Consider the following 16,661-nt stretch of genomic DNA (forward strand, 5'->3'; position numbering starts at 1 on the left):
CCGGTCGGGCCGGGGCTTCGTCAGGGCGGATAAGGCCGGGTGACGGAATCTGTAGAGAAGGACGAAGATCGTCGGCGGCCCGTCACGGGCCAATGTCTCAGGGTCCTGATTCACGGGACGGGTGCGGGGCGCGAACCCGAGCGCGGAACGGACCCCGCCATCGGACTGGCCCGTCATCGCCCGGCGGGACAGTGGTACCGACCGGCACCGGTGTGAGTGTCAGCGAGCCGGATCCGCGTCGGGGTCGCCCTGGGCCGTCGGCCGCCCGGGGGGCTGCAGTCGAAGGTGCAGCATGGCCGCGAAGCGGGCGTCGGCGTCGCGCAGATCGATCTGGCCGATCTCGGCGACCCGGCGCAGCCGGTACCGGAAGGTGTTCGGATGGACGTACTGCGTCGCCGAAGCGGCGTTCACGTCGCCGAACGCCTCCAGCCACGCCCGCAGCGTGGCGACCAGGCCGGTGCGGTGCACAGAGTCGTAGTGGGCCAGACGCGCGACCGGGCCGCCGAGCGCGTCGCCGCGCTCGGCGATCGTCTCGGCCATCTCCGCCAGCAGCGCTTGGAGCTGGACATCGCTGATCGAAGCCACGCAGGCCTCGCCGTCCCGGTTCCGCAGTACGTTCAGGGCCCGGTGCGCCCCGGCTCGCGACCGGAACAGTTCGCCGTGGCCGGTGCCGACCTCGCCGATGCCGACGATCAGCCCGTGCCGGGTGCCGACGCGCCGCAGGAACTCCTGCGCCACCGTGGCGACGCGCTGTGCGCCGTCGGCACTCTGCTGCGGCACCGGAACGATGGCGTACACCACGTCGCCGACGACGGCCACGGCCGAGCGCGGATGCACGGCGGTCAGGTGCACCGCGAACGCGTCGGCCACGCGTTGGCGTTCGGCGACCAGGTGCGCGCGCTGCACGGCGGACGGCTCGCCGTCAGAGCCGATGGAGCCGATGACGTCCAAGGCGACGACCACGGCGGCCCGCTCGGCCAACCCCAGGCGCGCGACGGCCTGCGCCGCGCCGGGCCCGGACTCCAGCGCCGTGGCGACCAGGTCGGCGTGCAGCCGCCGCCCGACGTCGGCTCCGGCACGCAGCCGCATCATGTGCAAGGCGACGAGCTTGGCCGCGTCGCGCAGCGCCTGCGCACGCTCGGCCGACAGCGGCGCCCACACCGCGGCCCAGATCGTGCCGAGGATCTCGTCGCCGGCCCGCACCACCAGCGCGGCCCTGGGCATCTCGCCGTGACCTATCAGGTCCGGCAGGGGATCGACGAACACCGGTTCCTCGCTGCGGTACAGAGCCTGGTAGACACCGCGCTCCTCGAGGATGCGCGTGTACTGCTCAGGGACCTGTCGGCCCAGGATGGTCGCCACCCGCGAGGCGTCGGCTTCGTCCTGGCGGCCGGAGAACGCCAGAACCCGGTTGCCGCGGTCCTCGATGGTGATCGGCGCGTCCAGCAAGGCCGCGATGGCGTTCGCGAGGGCGAACAGGTCGCCGGCCGGCGTCCCGAACATCGTCGGCGTACCCACCTCGGCGATGTCGCCCTCCGCGATCAGCGACCTGACCATGGCCGCCAGCTGCGCCCAAGTCGCGCCGGGCGTCAGGGCCAGCACGGTGACACCCGAGCGCGACGACGCGGCCGTGACGACCGGATCAGCGAGGACGGGCGCCCGGACCACCAGCGCCGCCGCACCGGCCATGACGGGGTCGCTCAGCAGCGCGGCGATCGACGCCGGCTCCCGCACCCCCACGCCGAGGACCAGCGCGTCCAGGCACGACACCTGCTCCTCCAGCGGATCGTAGATGACGACGCCGCCGACCCGGGCCTCGGAGACCGCATCGCCGCACACCACCTCGAGCAGGGTGCTGCCCAGGTCCTCGATGACCCGGCCCAGGCTGGCCCGTAGATGCGCCTTCATCGCCGATCGCACGCCTTCCGCATCTACGGCCCGCTCCCACATCAGGATCCCTCGCCGTCCAAGGCATCCTGACGCCGCCGAGTCCGCGTTGGCAAGGATCTTGGGCTGGACCCGCCCCGCCGCCGGCGGTATCCGACCCGATGCGAGCGATAGCCGGGGCCTACGTCCCGGCCGGTCTCCGGCACGAGCCCCGGCCGGGCGCGGAACGCTCGTAGGCGTTCACGATGACACCGTCAGTTCCTTCTTCAGCGTGTGCAGCACTTCCGCACTGACCGCGGGTGTGACCGCGGCGAGCTGGTAGGGCGACAGGTGTCCGACGTAGGCGCGCATGCTGTCACGGGTCAGCAGCGGCAGTTGCCGGGCCAGGACTTCCCCTGCGCGCTCGTCGTCGAGAAGCTCGCCGATCGTGGACAGCACTCCCAGACCGTCGGTCTCGAACTCCGATGGCGGCGGCAGCGGGGCCGCTGAGCTGACTGTCTGGTCGTGCTGGGCCCGGGCCAGCAGGTGTTCCGGTCCCACCGGGCCCTCGGCCGGCAGGCCCAGGCGCTGGTACTGGCCGGCCGGGGCGTCGCAGGCGCGCATCAGCTGGACCAGGAGTGTGGCCATACGCAGTTCGAGCTCGTCGTCGATCAGCGGGTTCCGCTGTTCGGGGTCTGATTCGAGGTCGAACAGCAGGGTTCCGAAGCTGTGCGGGTTGCCCCAGGTGACGGCGGGGACCCGCAGCACGGGGACACCCTTGGTGAACGAGAACGGTTCGGCCAGCTTCGCGCCGCGCAGCTCGTCCGGGGTGAACCGGGACGCCATGTGCGTCGGCATGAGCGTGAACTCCTCCAGCGGCTGGTTCGCCTCGGTGGCGCAGGCGCGCATGTAGACGTGGCGGCCGTCGGTGACGTTGACGTGCCCGCCGTGGTTGCCGAACAGTCCGCCCTCGCGCACCGGTGTGTCGGCCGCGACGGTCTCGGCCAGCGGCACGCCCTGCATGTCCGGTGTCGATCCGACGCCGAAGTACTCCAGCAGCGTCGGTCCGAAGTCGACCGTCTGCACCAGCGCCGACCGGCGCTCGCCGCGTACCCGGCTTCGGGGGTCCCAGACGAACAGCGGCGTGTGGATGTTCTCGTCGTACCAGGGCTGGACGGTCTTGCCCCACCAGCCGTGCTCGCCGAGCAGCAGACCGTGGTCGGTGCAGACGATCAGCATCGTGTCATCCCACAGGCCCTGCTCGTCCATCGCGTCCAGCACCCGGCCCAGCGAGGCGTCGCAGAACGTCAGCAGCGCCGAGTACTCGGCCCGCAGATGGTCGACGGTGCCCTCGTCCTCGGCGACGCGCCGGTAGTCCGGCCAGTCGAAGTGCGGGCCGTCGTAGTCATGCACGTAGTGCTCGCGGTGTTCCTCGTAGGCGAAGAACGGCTCGTGCGGATCGAAGCACTCGATCTGCAGGAACCACCGGTCGGCGTCCTTGTTCGTCTCGATGAACTCCAGGCCGGCGTCCACAGTCAGCGTCTGCGAGTGTGTCTCGACGGTCGGCATGTGCTGCCGGTTGACCCAGTCCTGCCGCCACGACGGCGTCCCGGACCGCCAGAAGCTCACCGTTTCGGCCGGCATCGGCGGGTCGGCGACCTGTCCCTTCCACTTGTCGCCCTCCTGCCCCCGGAACAGCTCGTAGGTGCTGAACCGGTTGTGGTAGGTCGCGCCGCCGTCCTCCCAGTAGTGGTAGTGGTCGGTGGCCAGGTGGGTGTGCACGCCCGCGGCGGACAGCAGTGCCGGGACCGAGTCGTCGAACGGTTCCAGCGGGCCCCAGGACCGGTGCAGGAAGTTGTGGCGGCCGGTGTGCAGCTCCCGGCGGGCCGGCATGCAGGGCATGCTGCCGGCGTAGCAGTTGTCGAAGGTCGCGGCGTGCCGGGCCAGCCGCTCGAAGTTGGGGGCGTGGATTCCCTGCGCGCCGTAGGGCGGCAGGTACCGGCGATTGAGGGTGTCGAACATGAGCATGACGGCGCGCAAGAGATGCTCCTTCGCAATGGGTATGTACATTAGAACATATGAAGCCGTGTTGCATGCCTTCGCATGAGCCCACCCGCGCCCCCCGACACGTCCCCTGGCCGATCACCGGGACCGGCGGGGCCGCATCGACCGCCGGCATGGTGCGGCTGCCGGGCGGTGAGTTCCTGATGGGTGCCGACGACGCCGAAGGATTCGCCGACGACGGCGAGGGACCGGTGCGGCCGGTACGCCTGGCGCCGTTCCGCATCGACGTCCACGCGGTCACCAACGACGCCTTCGCCGAGTTCGTGGCCGCGACCGGCCATCGCACCGACGCCGAGAGATTCGGCTGGTCGTACGTCTTCGCCGGCTTCCTGCCCGCGGCGCTGCGCCGCAGCGCCCGAAGGCCGGAACGCACCCCGTGGTGGTGTGGGGCCGAAGGCGCGATGTGGAGCCGGCCCGAAGGGCCGGGCAGCACGCTCGACGGCCGCGGGGACCACCCGGTCGTCCACGTCTCCTGGCACGACGCCGCCGCCTACGCGGCCTGGTCCGGCAAGCGCCTGCCCACCGAGGCCGAATGGGAGTACGCGGCGCGCGGCGGCCTGGAGCAGAAGCGCTACCCGTGGGGCGACGAGCTCGACCCGGACGGCGAGTACCGCTGCGACATCTGGCGCGGCACGTTCCCCGCCAAGAACACCGCCGCCGACGGCTACCGCGGCACCGCCCCGGTCGACGCCTTCGAACCCAACGGATTCGGCCTGTTCAACACCTCCGGCAACGTCTGGGAATGGTGTGCCGATTGGTGGCGCACCGAACACGGCACCGAGCGCCCGCTGGTCGACCCGACCGGCCCGGCGACCGGCCACGACAAGGTGATCCGGGGCGGTTCCCACATGTGCCACGCGTCGTACTGCAACCGCTACCGCGTCGCCGCTCGCAGCGCCAACAGCCCCGACAGCTCCAGCGGTCATGCGGGTTTCCGCTGTGTGGCGTCCGCGTAACGCGGTCTTGACAGCTTCCCGGCGCCCGGTGAGACTGAGGCCCCATAAGTTCCTACGTACATAAGGGCGGCGAATGCTTCTCGACTACGTGATCCTCGGGGTGCTCGCCGTGAGACGCCTGTCCGGCTACGACATCAGCCGGTGGATGGACGGTTCGGGCCGCTACATCGGCTACGGCGTCAAGTCCCCGCAGATCTACCGCAAGCTGACCGCGCTGGTTGACCGCGGCTGGGTCGCCTTCGAGGTGGATCCGCGCGAAGGCCGTCCCGACGCCAAGCTCTACAGCCTCACCGAGGCCGGTCGTCAGGCGCTGCTGGAGTGGGCCCGCTCGCCGTACGAGCCGTCGCCGCGGCCGATGGACCCCGATTTCAAGCTGCGGTTCCTGTTCGCCGGACAGCTGGGTCCGGAGATCGCGTTGGCGGTCGTGGACACCGAGCTGGCCTACCGGATCAAGCACGACGGGACCTCGGCCGACTTCCCCATCACCGACGTGTACGAGGGACAGATCCCTGAGCTCGACCCGGACTGGGCCCGCGAAGTCCACATCATGGCCCACGAGAACGGCTACGCGTACGCCCACTCCTACATCGCGTGGCTTCAGCTGACCAAGGCCCGCCTGGAGCGACTGCTCGGGCGCTGATCTCCCCGTCGAACCCTGCCGGAGGCGCCTCCTCATGCGCATCATCTACGTGGACGTGGACACCCTCCGCGCCGACCACACCACCCCCTACGGCTACCACCGCCGGACCACACCGCACCTGCAGGAGCTGGCCGACAAGGGCGTCACCTTCGAGCGCTACTACTGCTCGGACTCCCCCTGCCTGCCCTCACGCACCGCGCTCACCTCCGGCCAGTTCGGCATCAGCAACGGGGTGATCGGCCACTTCGGCGCGGCGGCGCAGTTCCGCCTGGACGCCGGACACGGACCCGAACCCGACCGGCCGCTGCTCGGCCAACGCCTGGGCTTCGGCGGCTACTACACGGCCGCGATATCGGTGTTCGCCGAACGCCACCGGGCCTACTTCTTCCACGCCAACTTCCGCGAAGCGATCCGTGCCACCGACCGACTCGGCGACGAGGAGGCCCCGGACATCAACCGGGCCGCGATCGACTGGCTGCGCCGACACGCCGACGACGACAACTGGTACCTGCACCTCACGTACTGGGAACCGCACACCAACTACACCCAGCCGGCGGAGTGGACCGAGAAGATGGCCGCCGCGGGACCCGTCCAAGCCTGGCCGGACGAGCAGACCATCGCCGCGCACGCCGAGATCTACGGCCCGCGCAGCGCCCTGGACCTGCACCACTCGATCGTCGGCGGCAGGACGTCCCCGGTCCCGCACAACATGCCGGACGCGATCCGGTCCCGCGCGGACTTCGAGCACCTGGTCAACGGCTTCGACGGCGCGATCGCCTACTGGGACCACCACTTCGGGCAGCTGATGGCGGCCTTGGAAGAACTCGGCATAGCCGAGGACACCGCCGTGATCGTGTCCGCCGACCACGGCGAGTCCTTCGGGGAGCAGGGGCTGTACGCCGAGCACGGTCTGGCCAACGAGCCGACGCATCGGGTACCCCTGGTCGTCTACTGGCCGGGCGTCACCGACGATCTGCCGGTGACGGCACGCCGCAACGACGCCCTGCTCTACAACATCGACTACGCGCCGACGCTGTGCGAGATGCTCGGAATGAGCGCGCCTGCCGGATGGCAGGGCACATCGTTCGCCGCGGCGATCCGCGGCGAGCCGATCCCCTCCCGCGAGTACCTGGTACTGGGACACGGAGCCCACACCTACCAACGGGCCGTACGCACCAGGGACCACCTCTACATCCGGACCTACCATCCCGGTTGCTTCCGTGCGGAGTGGGAGCAGCTGTTCAACGTCGCCGACGACCCGTACCTCACGCACGATCTCCTGGAATCAGAGCCCGAACTCGCCGCCACGATGCGCTCCCATCTGGCCCAGTGGTGGAACGAGTACGCCGGCCGCCCCGGCGCGCTGCCGGACCCGATGCAGGCGACACTCCAGACCGGCCCCACCTACTACAACGACCCGGTCCGCTACGCCCGACATCTACGCGATACCGGGCGCTCCCACTTGGCCGAGGACTTGGAGAGCCGGCTGGCGTCCCTGGACATCCCCGTGTCCTGGCACGCCCCGGACCGGCCGCGCACCTACGAACTCTTCCAACGCTGGATCCACCTGCTTCAGACCCGCGACCAGGAGTCCGTCACCACGCCTTAGGGGGCGAGCTGTGTCAAGCGAAGCAGCACTACCCTCCACCGACCTGCCGACCGACACCAACACCGACACCGACACCGGCTCACCGGCCGACCCCCACCGCCGGCGCCAGCTCGCCATCCTCGGCGGCCTGCTCAGCGTGGACAACAGCGAGTCGAGCCTCATCACGGTGCTGTTCCCGGCCATCCGCAAGGCGCTCGACGTGAAGCTCGCCGGCCTCGGCGCGCTGACCGCGGTGTCCAAACTGGTCGGTGCCTTCGCCGGCCCGATGTGGGTCTCCGTCGCGCGGCACCGGCCCCGCAAGCAGGTGCTGGTCCTGTGTTGCGGCGCCTGGGGCGTATTCACCGCCGCGGCCGGGCTCGTCCAGAACTACGGCCAGCTCGTCGCCCTGGTCGTGGTGATCAGCCTCGGGCTGGCCGGCGGCGGACCGCTCACCAACGGCCTGATAGCCGACCTCTTCGACGACCGGACCCGCGGTCGCGCGGCCGGGGCGCTGTACGGCATCGCGTTCATCGGCGTGGGGGTGATGGGCCCGATATTCGGCGCGCTGTCACACCTGCACAACGGCTGGCGTTACGGGTTCCTTCTCAGCGGTCTGGTCCAGATCGGCTTCGGCCTGGCGACTCTGGTGTTCCTGCGCGACCCCGGCGTCGGCGCCGCGGAGGGCACACCGGTGGCCCGCGAGGTGGCGGCCGCTGACAGCCGGGGGGAACGAGCACGCGTCAAGATCCTCCTCGGCAACCGCACGTTCCGCGTGATGTGTTTCCAGCGCCTGGTGACCGGCCAGTTCGTCCTGCTGACCTTCGGCCCGACGTTCATGGTCGACGACCGCGGCTTCAGCACCGCCGAAGCCTCGCTGATCACGGTGCCGGTCGCCGTCGCCTACGTCGCCGGGACCCTGCTCGGCGGCCTGCTCGGCGACCGGGCCCACCACCGTCGGCCCCGCTCGGGCCGGATCATGGTGATGCAGGTCGCGATGTTCGTGTACGCGCCGATCGGCTACGCGCTGACGCAGTTCCATTGGCACCAGTTCGGCATCTACCTGGCCCTGTTCGCACTGCTCGCCGCGACACAGAGCGTGGTGCCCGGGGTGAACCGGCCCATCGTCATGTCGGTCGTCGCCCCCGAGATGCGAGGCACGGCGTTCGGGATCATGTTGTCCGCCGAGGCAGTCGGCTGGGCCCTGACCAATCTGCTGACCGGCATCGTCGGCGACGCCTACAGCCTGCAGACCGCGTTCCTGTGGTTCTCGGTGATCCTCATGCTTGCCAACGGAGCCTTGTTCTTCGGGCTCTACCGTCCCTACGCCCGCGACGCGGCCGCACTCGAAGCGGCGTTGCGCGCGCCCCTGATGGAGACCTCGTGAACCAGCCCAACTTCGTCATCTTCATGCCCGACCAGCTTCGGGCCGATGCCCTCGGCGCGTTCGGCAACCGGCGGGTGCGCACCCCGCACATCGACGCGCTCGCCGCGAGCGGCACCCGGTTCGACAACGCCTACGTGCAGCACCCGGTGTGCTCGCCGAGCCGGGCCTCGATCCTGACCGGCTGGTACCCGCACACCGCGGGCCATCGAACCCTGACCCACCTGCTGCGGCCGCACGAGCCGAACCTGTTGCGGATACTGAAGACGGCCGGCTACCACGTGGCCTGGGCCGGGATGCGCGGCGACACCTTCGCGCCCGGCGTCACCGAGTCCAGCGTCGAGGAGTACGGCTTCTCGACAATGCCCAACGCGCTGTACGGCGGCGACTATCCCGAGGGCGTGTGGTCCCGGCTGTTCTACCGCGGCCGGATCGACGACGAGAACCGGATCGACCCCGACGAGGCCGCGGTCCGGACCGCCGAACAGTGGCTCGGCGATCCCCCGGACCGCCCGTGGGTGCTGTTCCTGCCGTTGGTGGCTCCGCACTGTCCCTTCCAGGTCGAAGAACCCTGGTATTCCCAGGTGGACCGGGACGCGCTGCCGGGCGCGGCCGCACCCGGCGATCCGGCCCGCGAGCCGCGGTACATGCAGGCCATCCGCGATCGCTACGGGATCGGCGACGTGACGGCCGACCAGTGGCGAGAGGTCACCGCCACCTACTACGGCATGATCGCCAAGCTGGACGACCAGCTCGGGCGGGTGATGAGGGCCGTGGCCGCGACGGACGACGCGGCGAACACCGTCACGCTGTTCTTCGCCGACCACGGCGAATACCTCGGCGACCACGGCCTGATCGAGAAGTGGCCGTCGGCCATGCACGAGTGCATCACCCGCGACCCGCTCATCATCAGCGGCCCGGGACTGCCGGCCGGACAGGTCCGCGAGGCGCTCGTGGAGATGGTCGACGTCCTGCCGACCGTGCTGGAACTGGCCGGCGTCGAAGCACCCCACCGGCATTTCGGCCGCAGCCTGCTGCCATTGCTGCACGATCCGGCCGCGCCGCACCGCCAGTACGCGTTCACCGAAGGCGGGTTCACCGTCGAGGAGGAACCGCGGCTGGAGCGCGCCGGCTTCCCCTACGACAAGAAGGCCGAGCTGCAGCACGAGGACCCGACCCTGGTCGGCAAGGCCGTGGCGGTGCGTGACCAGGACTGGACCTACGTCTGGCGGCTCTACGAGCCACCCGAGCTCTACCGCCGCGGCGACGACCCCCACGAGCAGACCAACCTCGCCGGCCGTCCCGAGCACGCCGAAACAGAGCGCCGTCTGCACGACGCCATGACCCGCTGGCTGGTCGAGACCGCCGACGTCCTCCCGCCCGACACCGACCCGCGCCTGCCGACCGTGCAGCTACCCGCCCCCGGTGCCGCCCTCGTGAACGGCCCGGACCTATGAAGAAAGCTGACAAAGTGGAACACCCCGAGTACGCCGACGTCGTCGAGGCCGCGCTGAAGCGGTTGGACCTGGATGCCAAGACCCGCCTGCTGGCCGGCCAGGACCTGTGGTCGCTCCCGGCGCTCCCGGAGATCGGCCTGGGTTCGCTGGTGATGTCCGACGGACCGGTGGGTGTTCGTGGCGCGTCGTGGGATCCGGGCGACCCGTCGCTGGTGCTGCCGAGCCCCACGGCGCTGGCGGCGACCTGGGATCCGGAGCTGGCCCGGCGGGCCGGACAGGTGTTGGCCCAGGAGGCACGCCGCAAGGGTGTGCACGTGCTGCTCGCGCCCACCGTCAACCTGCACCGCTCGCCGCGCGGCGGCCGCCACTTCGAGTCCTATTCCGAGGACCCCTTGCTGACCGCGCGGATCGGCGCGAACCACGTCGCCGGCGTTCAGGACGGCGGCATCGGCGCCACAGTCAAGCACTTCGTGGCCAACGACGCCGAGACCGACCGCTTCACCGTCGACAACCGGGTCGGGGCGCGGACGCTGCGCGAGCTGTATCTGGCACCGTTCGAGCAGATCATCGCCGAGGCGAACCCGTGGGTGGTGATGTCCGCGTACAACAGCGTCAACGGCTCGACCATGACGGAGAACCGGGACCTGCAGATCGGCGTGCTGCGCCAGGAGTGGGGCTACGACGGCGTCGTGGTCTCCGACTGGCTCGCCGCGCGTGACACCGTGCGCGCGATCACCGGCGGGCTGGACGTGGCGATGCCCGGCCCGGTCACGGTGTTCGGGCCCGCGCTCGCCGGCGCGGTGCGCGACGGCCGGGTCGCCGAATCAGTGGTCGACGACGCGGTGCGGCACGTCTTGCTACTGGCCGCGCGCGTCGGGCTGCTCGCGGGTGCCGGACCGGTGGTCCCCGAGGACCGCCGCCCCGCGCCGCTCGACGGGGAGGCGGTCGCGCGCGAGATCGCCGCGCGCTCCATCGTGCTCCTGCGCAACGCGGACCGGATCCTGCCGCTGGATCCGGCGGCGGTCACCCGCGTCGCGCTCATCGGCCGCGCGGCCCGTGACGCCCGGATCCTCGGCGGCGGTTCCGCGACCGTGTTCCCGACGCGGGTCGTCTCGCCGCTGGCAGCCTTGCAGACCGCGCTGCCGGCAGCCGCCATGAAGCTGACCTACGCGATGGGCCCCGACCCCGACGGCGAACTCGACGTCGCCCGTGAAGGCTTCGCGCTGCGGACCGTGCTGCGCGACGCCGACGGCCGCACCCTCGCCGACGAGCCGTCGCCCTTCGGCCGCGCCCGGTGGCTGTCCTCCGACCTGCCCGGCGGCGCGGACTTCGACGCCCTGGACAGCGTCGAGATCGCGGGGACGTTCACGCCGCGGGAGAGCGGACGACACCACTTCGGGATCAACGGCTCCGGGCCGTTCCGCCTGGTCGTCGACAACAGGGAACTGACACAGGAGACCGAGCCCGCGGCCGACGACGACATCGTGGCCGCCGTACTGGGCAATCGGTTCACGGCTGCCGGATCGGTGGAGCTGGAGGCCGGGCGCACAGTCCAGGTCAGCCTGCGCAGCCAGAGTCCCAAGGGACACCACGGTCCGCTCAGCGGTGTGGCCTTCGCGCTCGGCCACCGCGCCCCAGAGCGTGCCGACGACGACTTGATCGCCGAGGCGGTGGCCGCTGCGGCGGAGGCCGACGTGGCGGTGGTCGTGGTCGCCACCACCGAGCGGGTGGAGAGCGAGGGGTTCGACCGCGCATCGCTGCGGCTGCCGGGCCGCCAGGACGACCTGGTCGCCGCGGTCGCCGCCGCCAACCCGCGCACCGTGGTGGTGGTGAACGCCGGGGCACCGGTCGAGATGCCGTGGCGCGAGGATGTCGCGGCGATCCTGTTGTCCTGGTTCCCCGGCCAGGAGGGCGGCGCGGCCCTGGCCGACGTGCTGCTCGGCGTCGAGGAGCCGGGCGGGCGGCTGCCGACCACCTGGCCGGTGGAACTGGCTGACGCCCCGGTGTCCGAGGTCACCCCGACCGACGGCGTCCTGCCCTACGACGAAGGACCCTTCATCGGCTACCGCGCCTGGCAGCGCGCCGGCACCGAGCCCGCCTTCCCGTTCGGATACGGCCTCGGCTACACCGACTGGGACTACGAAGGCGTCGACATCATCGGCGGTACCGCACGCGTCCGGGTCCGCAACACAGGAGACCGCCCTGGCCGGGAGGTCGTGCAGGTCTATGCGGGACCGGTCGGCGATCCCGCCGGCTCCCCCGATCGGCCGCGACGGCAACTCGCCGGCTTCGCGACGGTGACGGCCGGCCCCGGCGAACTCATCGAGGTCTCCGTCACCGTCCCGGATCGCACGTTCCAGATATGGGACGAAAGCGCGGACGCCTGGGTCACGGTGCCCGGCAGCTACCGGATCGAGGCCGGACACAGCATCGCCGACCTGCCGATATCCGCACAGCTCGAAGTGGGGCTCGACCAGTGAGAACGAGAGTCAGGGCCTTCATAGCCGGGACCGTGCTGATCACCGCCACCATGGGCACGACGGCATTCATGAGCGAGCAGGCATCGGCGACGCCGGCGGCCGGCCACCCGGGCACAAGCACCGCGACGTCATCCACGGCAGCCTTCCCCGGCCCGGGAAAGTATCTGCACCAGACATTCAACGACCACGGCGACATCTACAACTACAGCCTCTACATCCCTTCGACCTACCGGGCGTCAGCCGCCGCACCGCTGGTGGTCCTCCTGCACGGCTGCGACACGACCGCGGACCAGCGCGCGGCCTCAAGCCAGTTCGACCAGGTCGCCGAACAGAACGGCGTCATCACGCTGTACCCGGACGGCGACGCCGTCGACCGCACCCTGAACAAGGAATGCTGGCGCGCCGCCGACTTCCCCGCGGGAGAGACCCGCGGGCACGGCGACGCGGGCGCCATCGCCGGGATGACGCACGCTGTGATGGCGGCTTGGCACATCGACCCGCAGCGGGTGTACGCCATGGGCATGTCCTCCGGCGGCTTCGAGACCTCGATGCTCGGCGCCGACTACCCAGACCTGTACGCGGCCATCGGCGTGTTCTCCGGCGCGGCCTACGACCGGGGCCCGATCGGCTGCCTGGGTACGTGGATACCCGCCGCCGACACCACGTCGCTGGCGCGGAAGGCTTCCGCGCAGATGGGCCCGCGACAACGCGACGTCCCGGCGATCTTCTTCCACGGCGACGCCGACAAGACGGTCCCGTACCAGTGCGGGCGGCAGGCATTGGAGCAGTGGCGGCAGACGGACAACAGCGCGCTGGCCGCCCGGAACCTCGAACCGATCGCACCACAACCCACCGAGGTCACGAACGCGACGACCCCGTCCGGACAGGCCTACACAGTCGAGGACTACGACCGCGGTACACGCGACTGCGTGGCCCTGCAATTCTGGACTGTCCATGGCATGGGCCACCAATGGTCCGGCGGCTCCTCCGACCCGGCCTACGCCACGATGACCGACCCCGACGGGCCCGACGCGTCCCAGGCCGCGTGGAGATTCTTCGACCGGATCCGCATGGGCGGCGCACCGTGCGCACACGATTGATACCCGCGAGGCCAGCATCACGCCCACCTGTCCTTCAGGGCGAGTCAGGCGCAGGCGGTCGGGTGGTCGGCGGTCAGGGCTTTCGCGGTGGGATGGGCGATGGCGAGGTTCAGGCTGAGTCCGTCGGGGCCGGCGGTCGCGGAGGTGAGGGCGGTGCCGGCCGGCAGGTGGGGCAGGTGGATGGTGCGTGGTTTGAGCTTGTCTGCCAGGCCGGATGCCGCGGTCGGGCTCAGGGCACTGATGGGGACGGAGCGTCCCAGCACCTGTAGTTCAGTGGGAGTGATGGTGAGGCTGTCGGGCGTGGTGCTCAAGGCGGCGACGACGGTGACGGGCATGCCGCGCAGGGTCTGTGTGAAGGCGAGGTCCGTACCGTCGTCGCCGAGGGTGGCCGGTGCGGTCGGGCTGTTCGGACCTGTGGTGACGGCGGGGCGGGTGAGGTGCTTTTGGAGCTCGTCGAAGCCGATGACCGCGCTGGCCGTCGCCGAGCCGACGGTTCCGGCGGTGGTGACGCCTCGCAGGTTCAGGTGCAGGTCCAGATCGGTGTTGTGGTTCCGCACCCCACGGGCGTCGACGCGGACGTCTCCGACGTCGCCGGTGAGGGTCCGCAGGCCGGCCAGTGGCGAGGTGAGGTCGGCGCTGATGCCGCCGCTGGGGTGCAGGCGGCAGGCGACCTTCTGGGCGATACGGTGCCGCGCGGTGTGTTCCACGGCGAGATCGACGGCGGTGGCGGCGGTCAGGGTCAGGGCGGTGCCCGCGGCGAGCAGGACGTGGCGGCGGCGCGGCTTCATGGACCGGTCTCCGATCGAGATGGTGGTCGGTGCGGTGACGACCGCGGCGTCCGAGCCGCGGTCGGCGATGTGGAGTGCGATACCAGAGGCTGATGTCACAGGGCTGATGTCACAGGACTGCGAGTTCGGGTGGCGGCCTGGTGCTCCTCGGCATACAGGCAGGCCGGCGGGACTCAGGAACCTCTTTCGGAGGGTCGGGGTTCGGGGCGCCGCGGAGCTCAGCAGACGTACTTGGCCTCCAGCCGCTCCAACGTGAGCTCTAGCCAGGCGATGTACGCCGAAGTCGAGGCGTAGCCCTGTTCGTGCGTCAGGGTGTGGACCTCGCGGGCCCATTCCGGGTCGATCTGTGAGAACTCCGGCTGCAACACGGTGTGGCGGGCGTCGTAGCCGGGCACCCGCGGTCCGCCGCGCTGGGCGCGGCGGTAGTCCAGTTCGGTGCGCAGCAGCTCGATCGCGATCTGCGGGTCCAGTTGGCCACCGAACAGAAAGCGGAGCTTGAAATCCGGGTCCATCGGGCGCGGCGAAGGCTCGTAGGGAGCGCGCGCCCACTCCTCAAGGGCTTGTTCCCCGGCCTCGGTCAGGGTGTAGACCTTGGCGTCCGGTGCCCCGTCGCGCGGATCCGTCTCGAACTGGATCCACCCTTGTTCGGCGAGTTTGGCCAGTCGGCGGTAGATGTGCGGCAGCTGCACTCCGAAACCGACGTACCGGCCCGGCCCTTCCATCCAGCGCCGCAGGTCGTAGCCGGACATCCGGTGCAGCGCCAGCATTCCGAGGATGACGTAATCAAGAGGCATCGGCGTTCGCGGCTTTCTGTACTGGCCGCGCTGGCGGTCTCGTGAGTGGGTCACCCGGTTGCCGTTGCGGTACGACCGTCTTCATGCGGTGCTCCTGTCAGTGGTGTCGCAAAGTTCGAAGAACGGATGCCGCCCTATCCGGCTCCACGTGCCGTTTTCAGATGTTCCAGCAGGAAACCGGCGGCGACGTCGGCGGTTGCGGCGCACCAGTCGACGCCGTCGGCGTTGTCGACGCCATCGGCGTTGGCAGCTCCGGGGTTGAAGAAGCCGTGATCGGCGCCGTCATACTCCACCAGCCGGCACCGGTTCCCGGCCGCGACCATCGCCTGCTGGAACCTTCTGGCCTGCCCGATCGGCACGACACGGTCCGCGGTGCCGTGCTGGATCAGGCATGGCGGCGCTCCCGGACCCACCATCGCCATCGGCGACAGGGCGCCCGCGGCGGCCGCGTCCAGGCCCAGCACCGTGTACAGCGGCTGGTCCGAACCGGTCAGGGCCGGCAGCGGCGCCCGCAGATCCAGCGCCGGATTGAACAGGGCCAAAGCCCCGGCGCCGACCCCGCGCGACAGCACGGCGGCCAAGGCCAGTTGCCCGCCGGCCGAACCCCCGCCCAGCCCGATCCGCTCCGGGCCCAGGCCGTATCCGGCGGCCAGGGCGGTGAAGAACCCCGCCGCGGCCACCGCGTCGTCCACGCAATCAGCCAGGCTCGCCGCGCCCTGCCCCAGCAGCCGGTATCCGGCGGAGGCCACGAGCAGTCCCCGATCGGCCAGCATCCGGCCGTGGGCGTCGAACATCGCCGGACCGCCGGCCAGCCAACCTCCACCGTGGAACAGCAGCACCGCGCCCCGGGGCGCCCCGGCTGTGGAGAACAACCGCAACGGCAGTTCCTGGCCGCCGGGCGAGGGATAGAAGGTCTGACTCAACACACTCTCCGCCATTTCAGACATCCCCCCGGTCCAAGGCCGGCACAGGCACCCGCAGCTGGGCGCCGGGCCGGTTGTGCCGCCGGTGCAGCACCGGCCCGATCACCGCGATCGCCACGCCCAGCCCCACCCCGACCACGAGCTGCGCACTGTCCGCGGACACCCAGCGGTGCAGCAGATACTCCACGCCCAGCGCCACCGCGACCAGCACCAGTTTGGCCCCGACCAGCGCACGCACCGGGAACCCCCCGGGCTGCCGACCGCCGCGCCGCCCACGCAGCCAGCGCACCAGCTCCGCCACCGTCACCAGCAGCAACATGGTCACCAGCACCTGCAGCGCATGCCGCCACGCGGGGCCGTGCGCACCGAAAGCCCAGCGCCAGCCGAAATACAGGCCGCCGCAGGCGAACACGATGCGCACCGCCCGCCTCGACAGCCCCCTGCGACTCCGCGCCGTCGTCGCGGGATCAGCGTGATCCGGCGTGGAATTCAGCATGCGATCAACTCCAGGACGTAGCAGTAGCGCCGGACCCACCAGGGCCGACGCTGCGAGCACCTGACCCAGCCGACTGCGACGCGCCGCCCAGCCTTCGGCGAAGCTCCAGGCCGACTAGATACCTAGGA

13 protein-coding genes are annotated in these 16,661 nt (G+C 70.7%); 7 read left to right on the forward strand and 6 right to left on the reverse strand.

Translation table 11 applies throughout. From position 1 onward, the window contains the following. Positions 1-219: 219 nt before the first annotated feature. On the reverse strand, positions 220-1,908 hold the full coding sequence (locus KGQ19_RS03360) for a PucR family transcriptional regulator (RefSeq protein ID WP_212007551.1): 1,689 nt from the start codon (positions 1,906-1,908) through the stop codon (positions 220-222). 219 nt (positions 1,909-2,127) lie between these two features. After that, positions 2,128-3,906, reverse strand: a complete 1,779-nt coding sequence (locus KGQ19_RS03365) for a sulfatase (protein ID WP_212007552.1) — start codon at positions 3,904-3,906, stop codon at positions 2,128-2,130. 38 nt (positions 3,907-3,944) lie between these two features. On the opposite strand from KGQ19_RS03365, the gene KGQ19_RS03370 reads away from it, so the two are divergent. The 7 genes from KGQ19_RS03370 (at position 3,945) to KGQ19_RS03400 (ending at position 13,532) form a co-directional block, all read left to right on the forward strand. Further along, positions 3,945-4,886 (forward strand): formylglycine-generating enzyme family protein, encoded by a 942-nt coding sequence (locus KGQ19_RS03370; RefSeq protein ID WP_212007553.1) that lies wholly within the window; start codon positions 3,945-3,947, stop codon positions 4,884-4,886. Positions 4,887-4,959: 73 nt separating this feature from the next. Continuing rightward, the gene (locus tag KGQ19_RS03375; RefSeq protein WP_212007554.1) at positions 4,960-5,526 is read left to right on the forward strand and encodes a PadR family transcriptional regulator; all 567 of its coding nucleotides are present in this window, start codon (positions 4,960-4,962) and stop codon (positions 5,524-5,526) included. Between the two features lie 34 nt (positions 5,527-5,560). Next, positions 5,561-7,135, forward strand: a complete 1,575-nt coding sequence (locus tag KGQ19_RS03380) for a sulfatase family protein (RefSeq protein ID WP_212007555.1) — start codon at positions 5,561-5,563, stop codon at positions 7,133-7,135. 10 nt (positions 7,136-7,145) lie between these two features. After that, positions 7,146-8,498, forward strand: a complete 1,353-nt coding sequence (locus KGQ19_RS03385) for an MFS transporter (RefSeq protein WP_212007556.1) — start codon at positions 7,146-7,148, stop codon at positions 8,496-8,498. Further along, positions 8,495-9,952 carry a sulfatase family protein gene (locus tag KGQ19_RS03390; RefSeq protein WP_212007557.1) on the forward strand — a complete coding sequence of 486 codons (1,458 nt, stop codon included), beginning with the start codon at positions 8,495-8,497 and terminating at the stop codon, positions 9,950-9,952. The genes KGQ19_RS03385 and KGQ19_RS03390 overlap by 4 nt, the downstream gene beginning before the upstream one ends. Next, on the forward strand, positions 9,949-12,432 hold the full coding sequence (locus KGQ19_RS03395; RefSeq protein WP_438801858.1) for a beta-glucosidase family protein: 2,484 nt from the start codon (positions 9,949-9,951) through the stop codon (positions 12,430-12,432). Before KGQ19_RS03390 ends, KGQ19_RS03395 begins: the two co-directional genes overlap by 4 nt. Next, positions 12,429-13,532, forward strand: coding sequence for an extracellular catalytic domain type 1 short-chain-length polyhydroxyalkanoate depolymerase (locus KGQ19_RS03400; RefSeq protein ID WP_212007559.1), 1,104 nt, complete (start codon positions 12,429-12,431; stop codon positions 13,530-13,532). Before KGQ19_RS03395 ends, KGQ19_RS03400 begins: the two co-directional genes overlap by 4 nt. A gap of 44 nt (positions 13,533-13,576) precedes the next feature. On the opposite strand, the gene KGQ19_RS03405 is transcribed toward KGQ19_RS03400, so the two are convergent. The 4 genes from KGQ19_RS03405 to KGQ19_RS03420 form a co-directional block, all read right to left on the reverse strand. Continuing rightward, on the reverse strand, positions 13,577-14,419 hold the full coding sequence (locus KGQ19_RS03405; RefSeq protein ID WP_212007560.1) for an LmeA family phospholipid-binding protein: 843 nt from the start codon (positions 14,417-14,419) through the stop codon (positions 13,577-13,579). A gap of 119 nt (positions 14,420-14,538) precedes the next feature. Continuing rightward, positions 14,539-15,114: a helix-turn-helix transcriptional regulator gene (locus tag KGQ19_RS03410; RefSeq protein ID WP_212007561.1), complete on the reverse strand. Its 576-nt coding sequence runs from the start codon at positions 15,112-15,114 to the stop codon at positions 14,539-14,541. Between the two features lie 134 nt (positions 15,115-15,248). Further along, entirely contained in the window at positions 15,249-16,052 is an 804-nt protein-coding gene (locus KGQ19_RS03415) for an alpha/beta hydrolase (RefSeq protein WP_212007562.1), read from the reverse strand. Position 16,053: 1 nt separating this feature from the next. Continuing rightward, positions 16,054-16,533, reverse strand: coding sequence for a hypothetical protein (locus KGQ19_RS03420; protein ID WP_212007563.1), 480 nt, complete (start codon positions 16,531-16,533; stop codon positions 16,054-16,056). Positions 16,534-16,661 lie beyond the last annotated feature (128 nt).

Origin of the sequence: Catenulispora pinistramenti, from assembly GCF_018274385.1 — a bacterium.
GTDB lineage: Bacteria > Actinomycetota > Actinomycetes > Streptomycetales > Catenulisporaceae > Catenulispora > Catenulispora pinistramenti.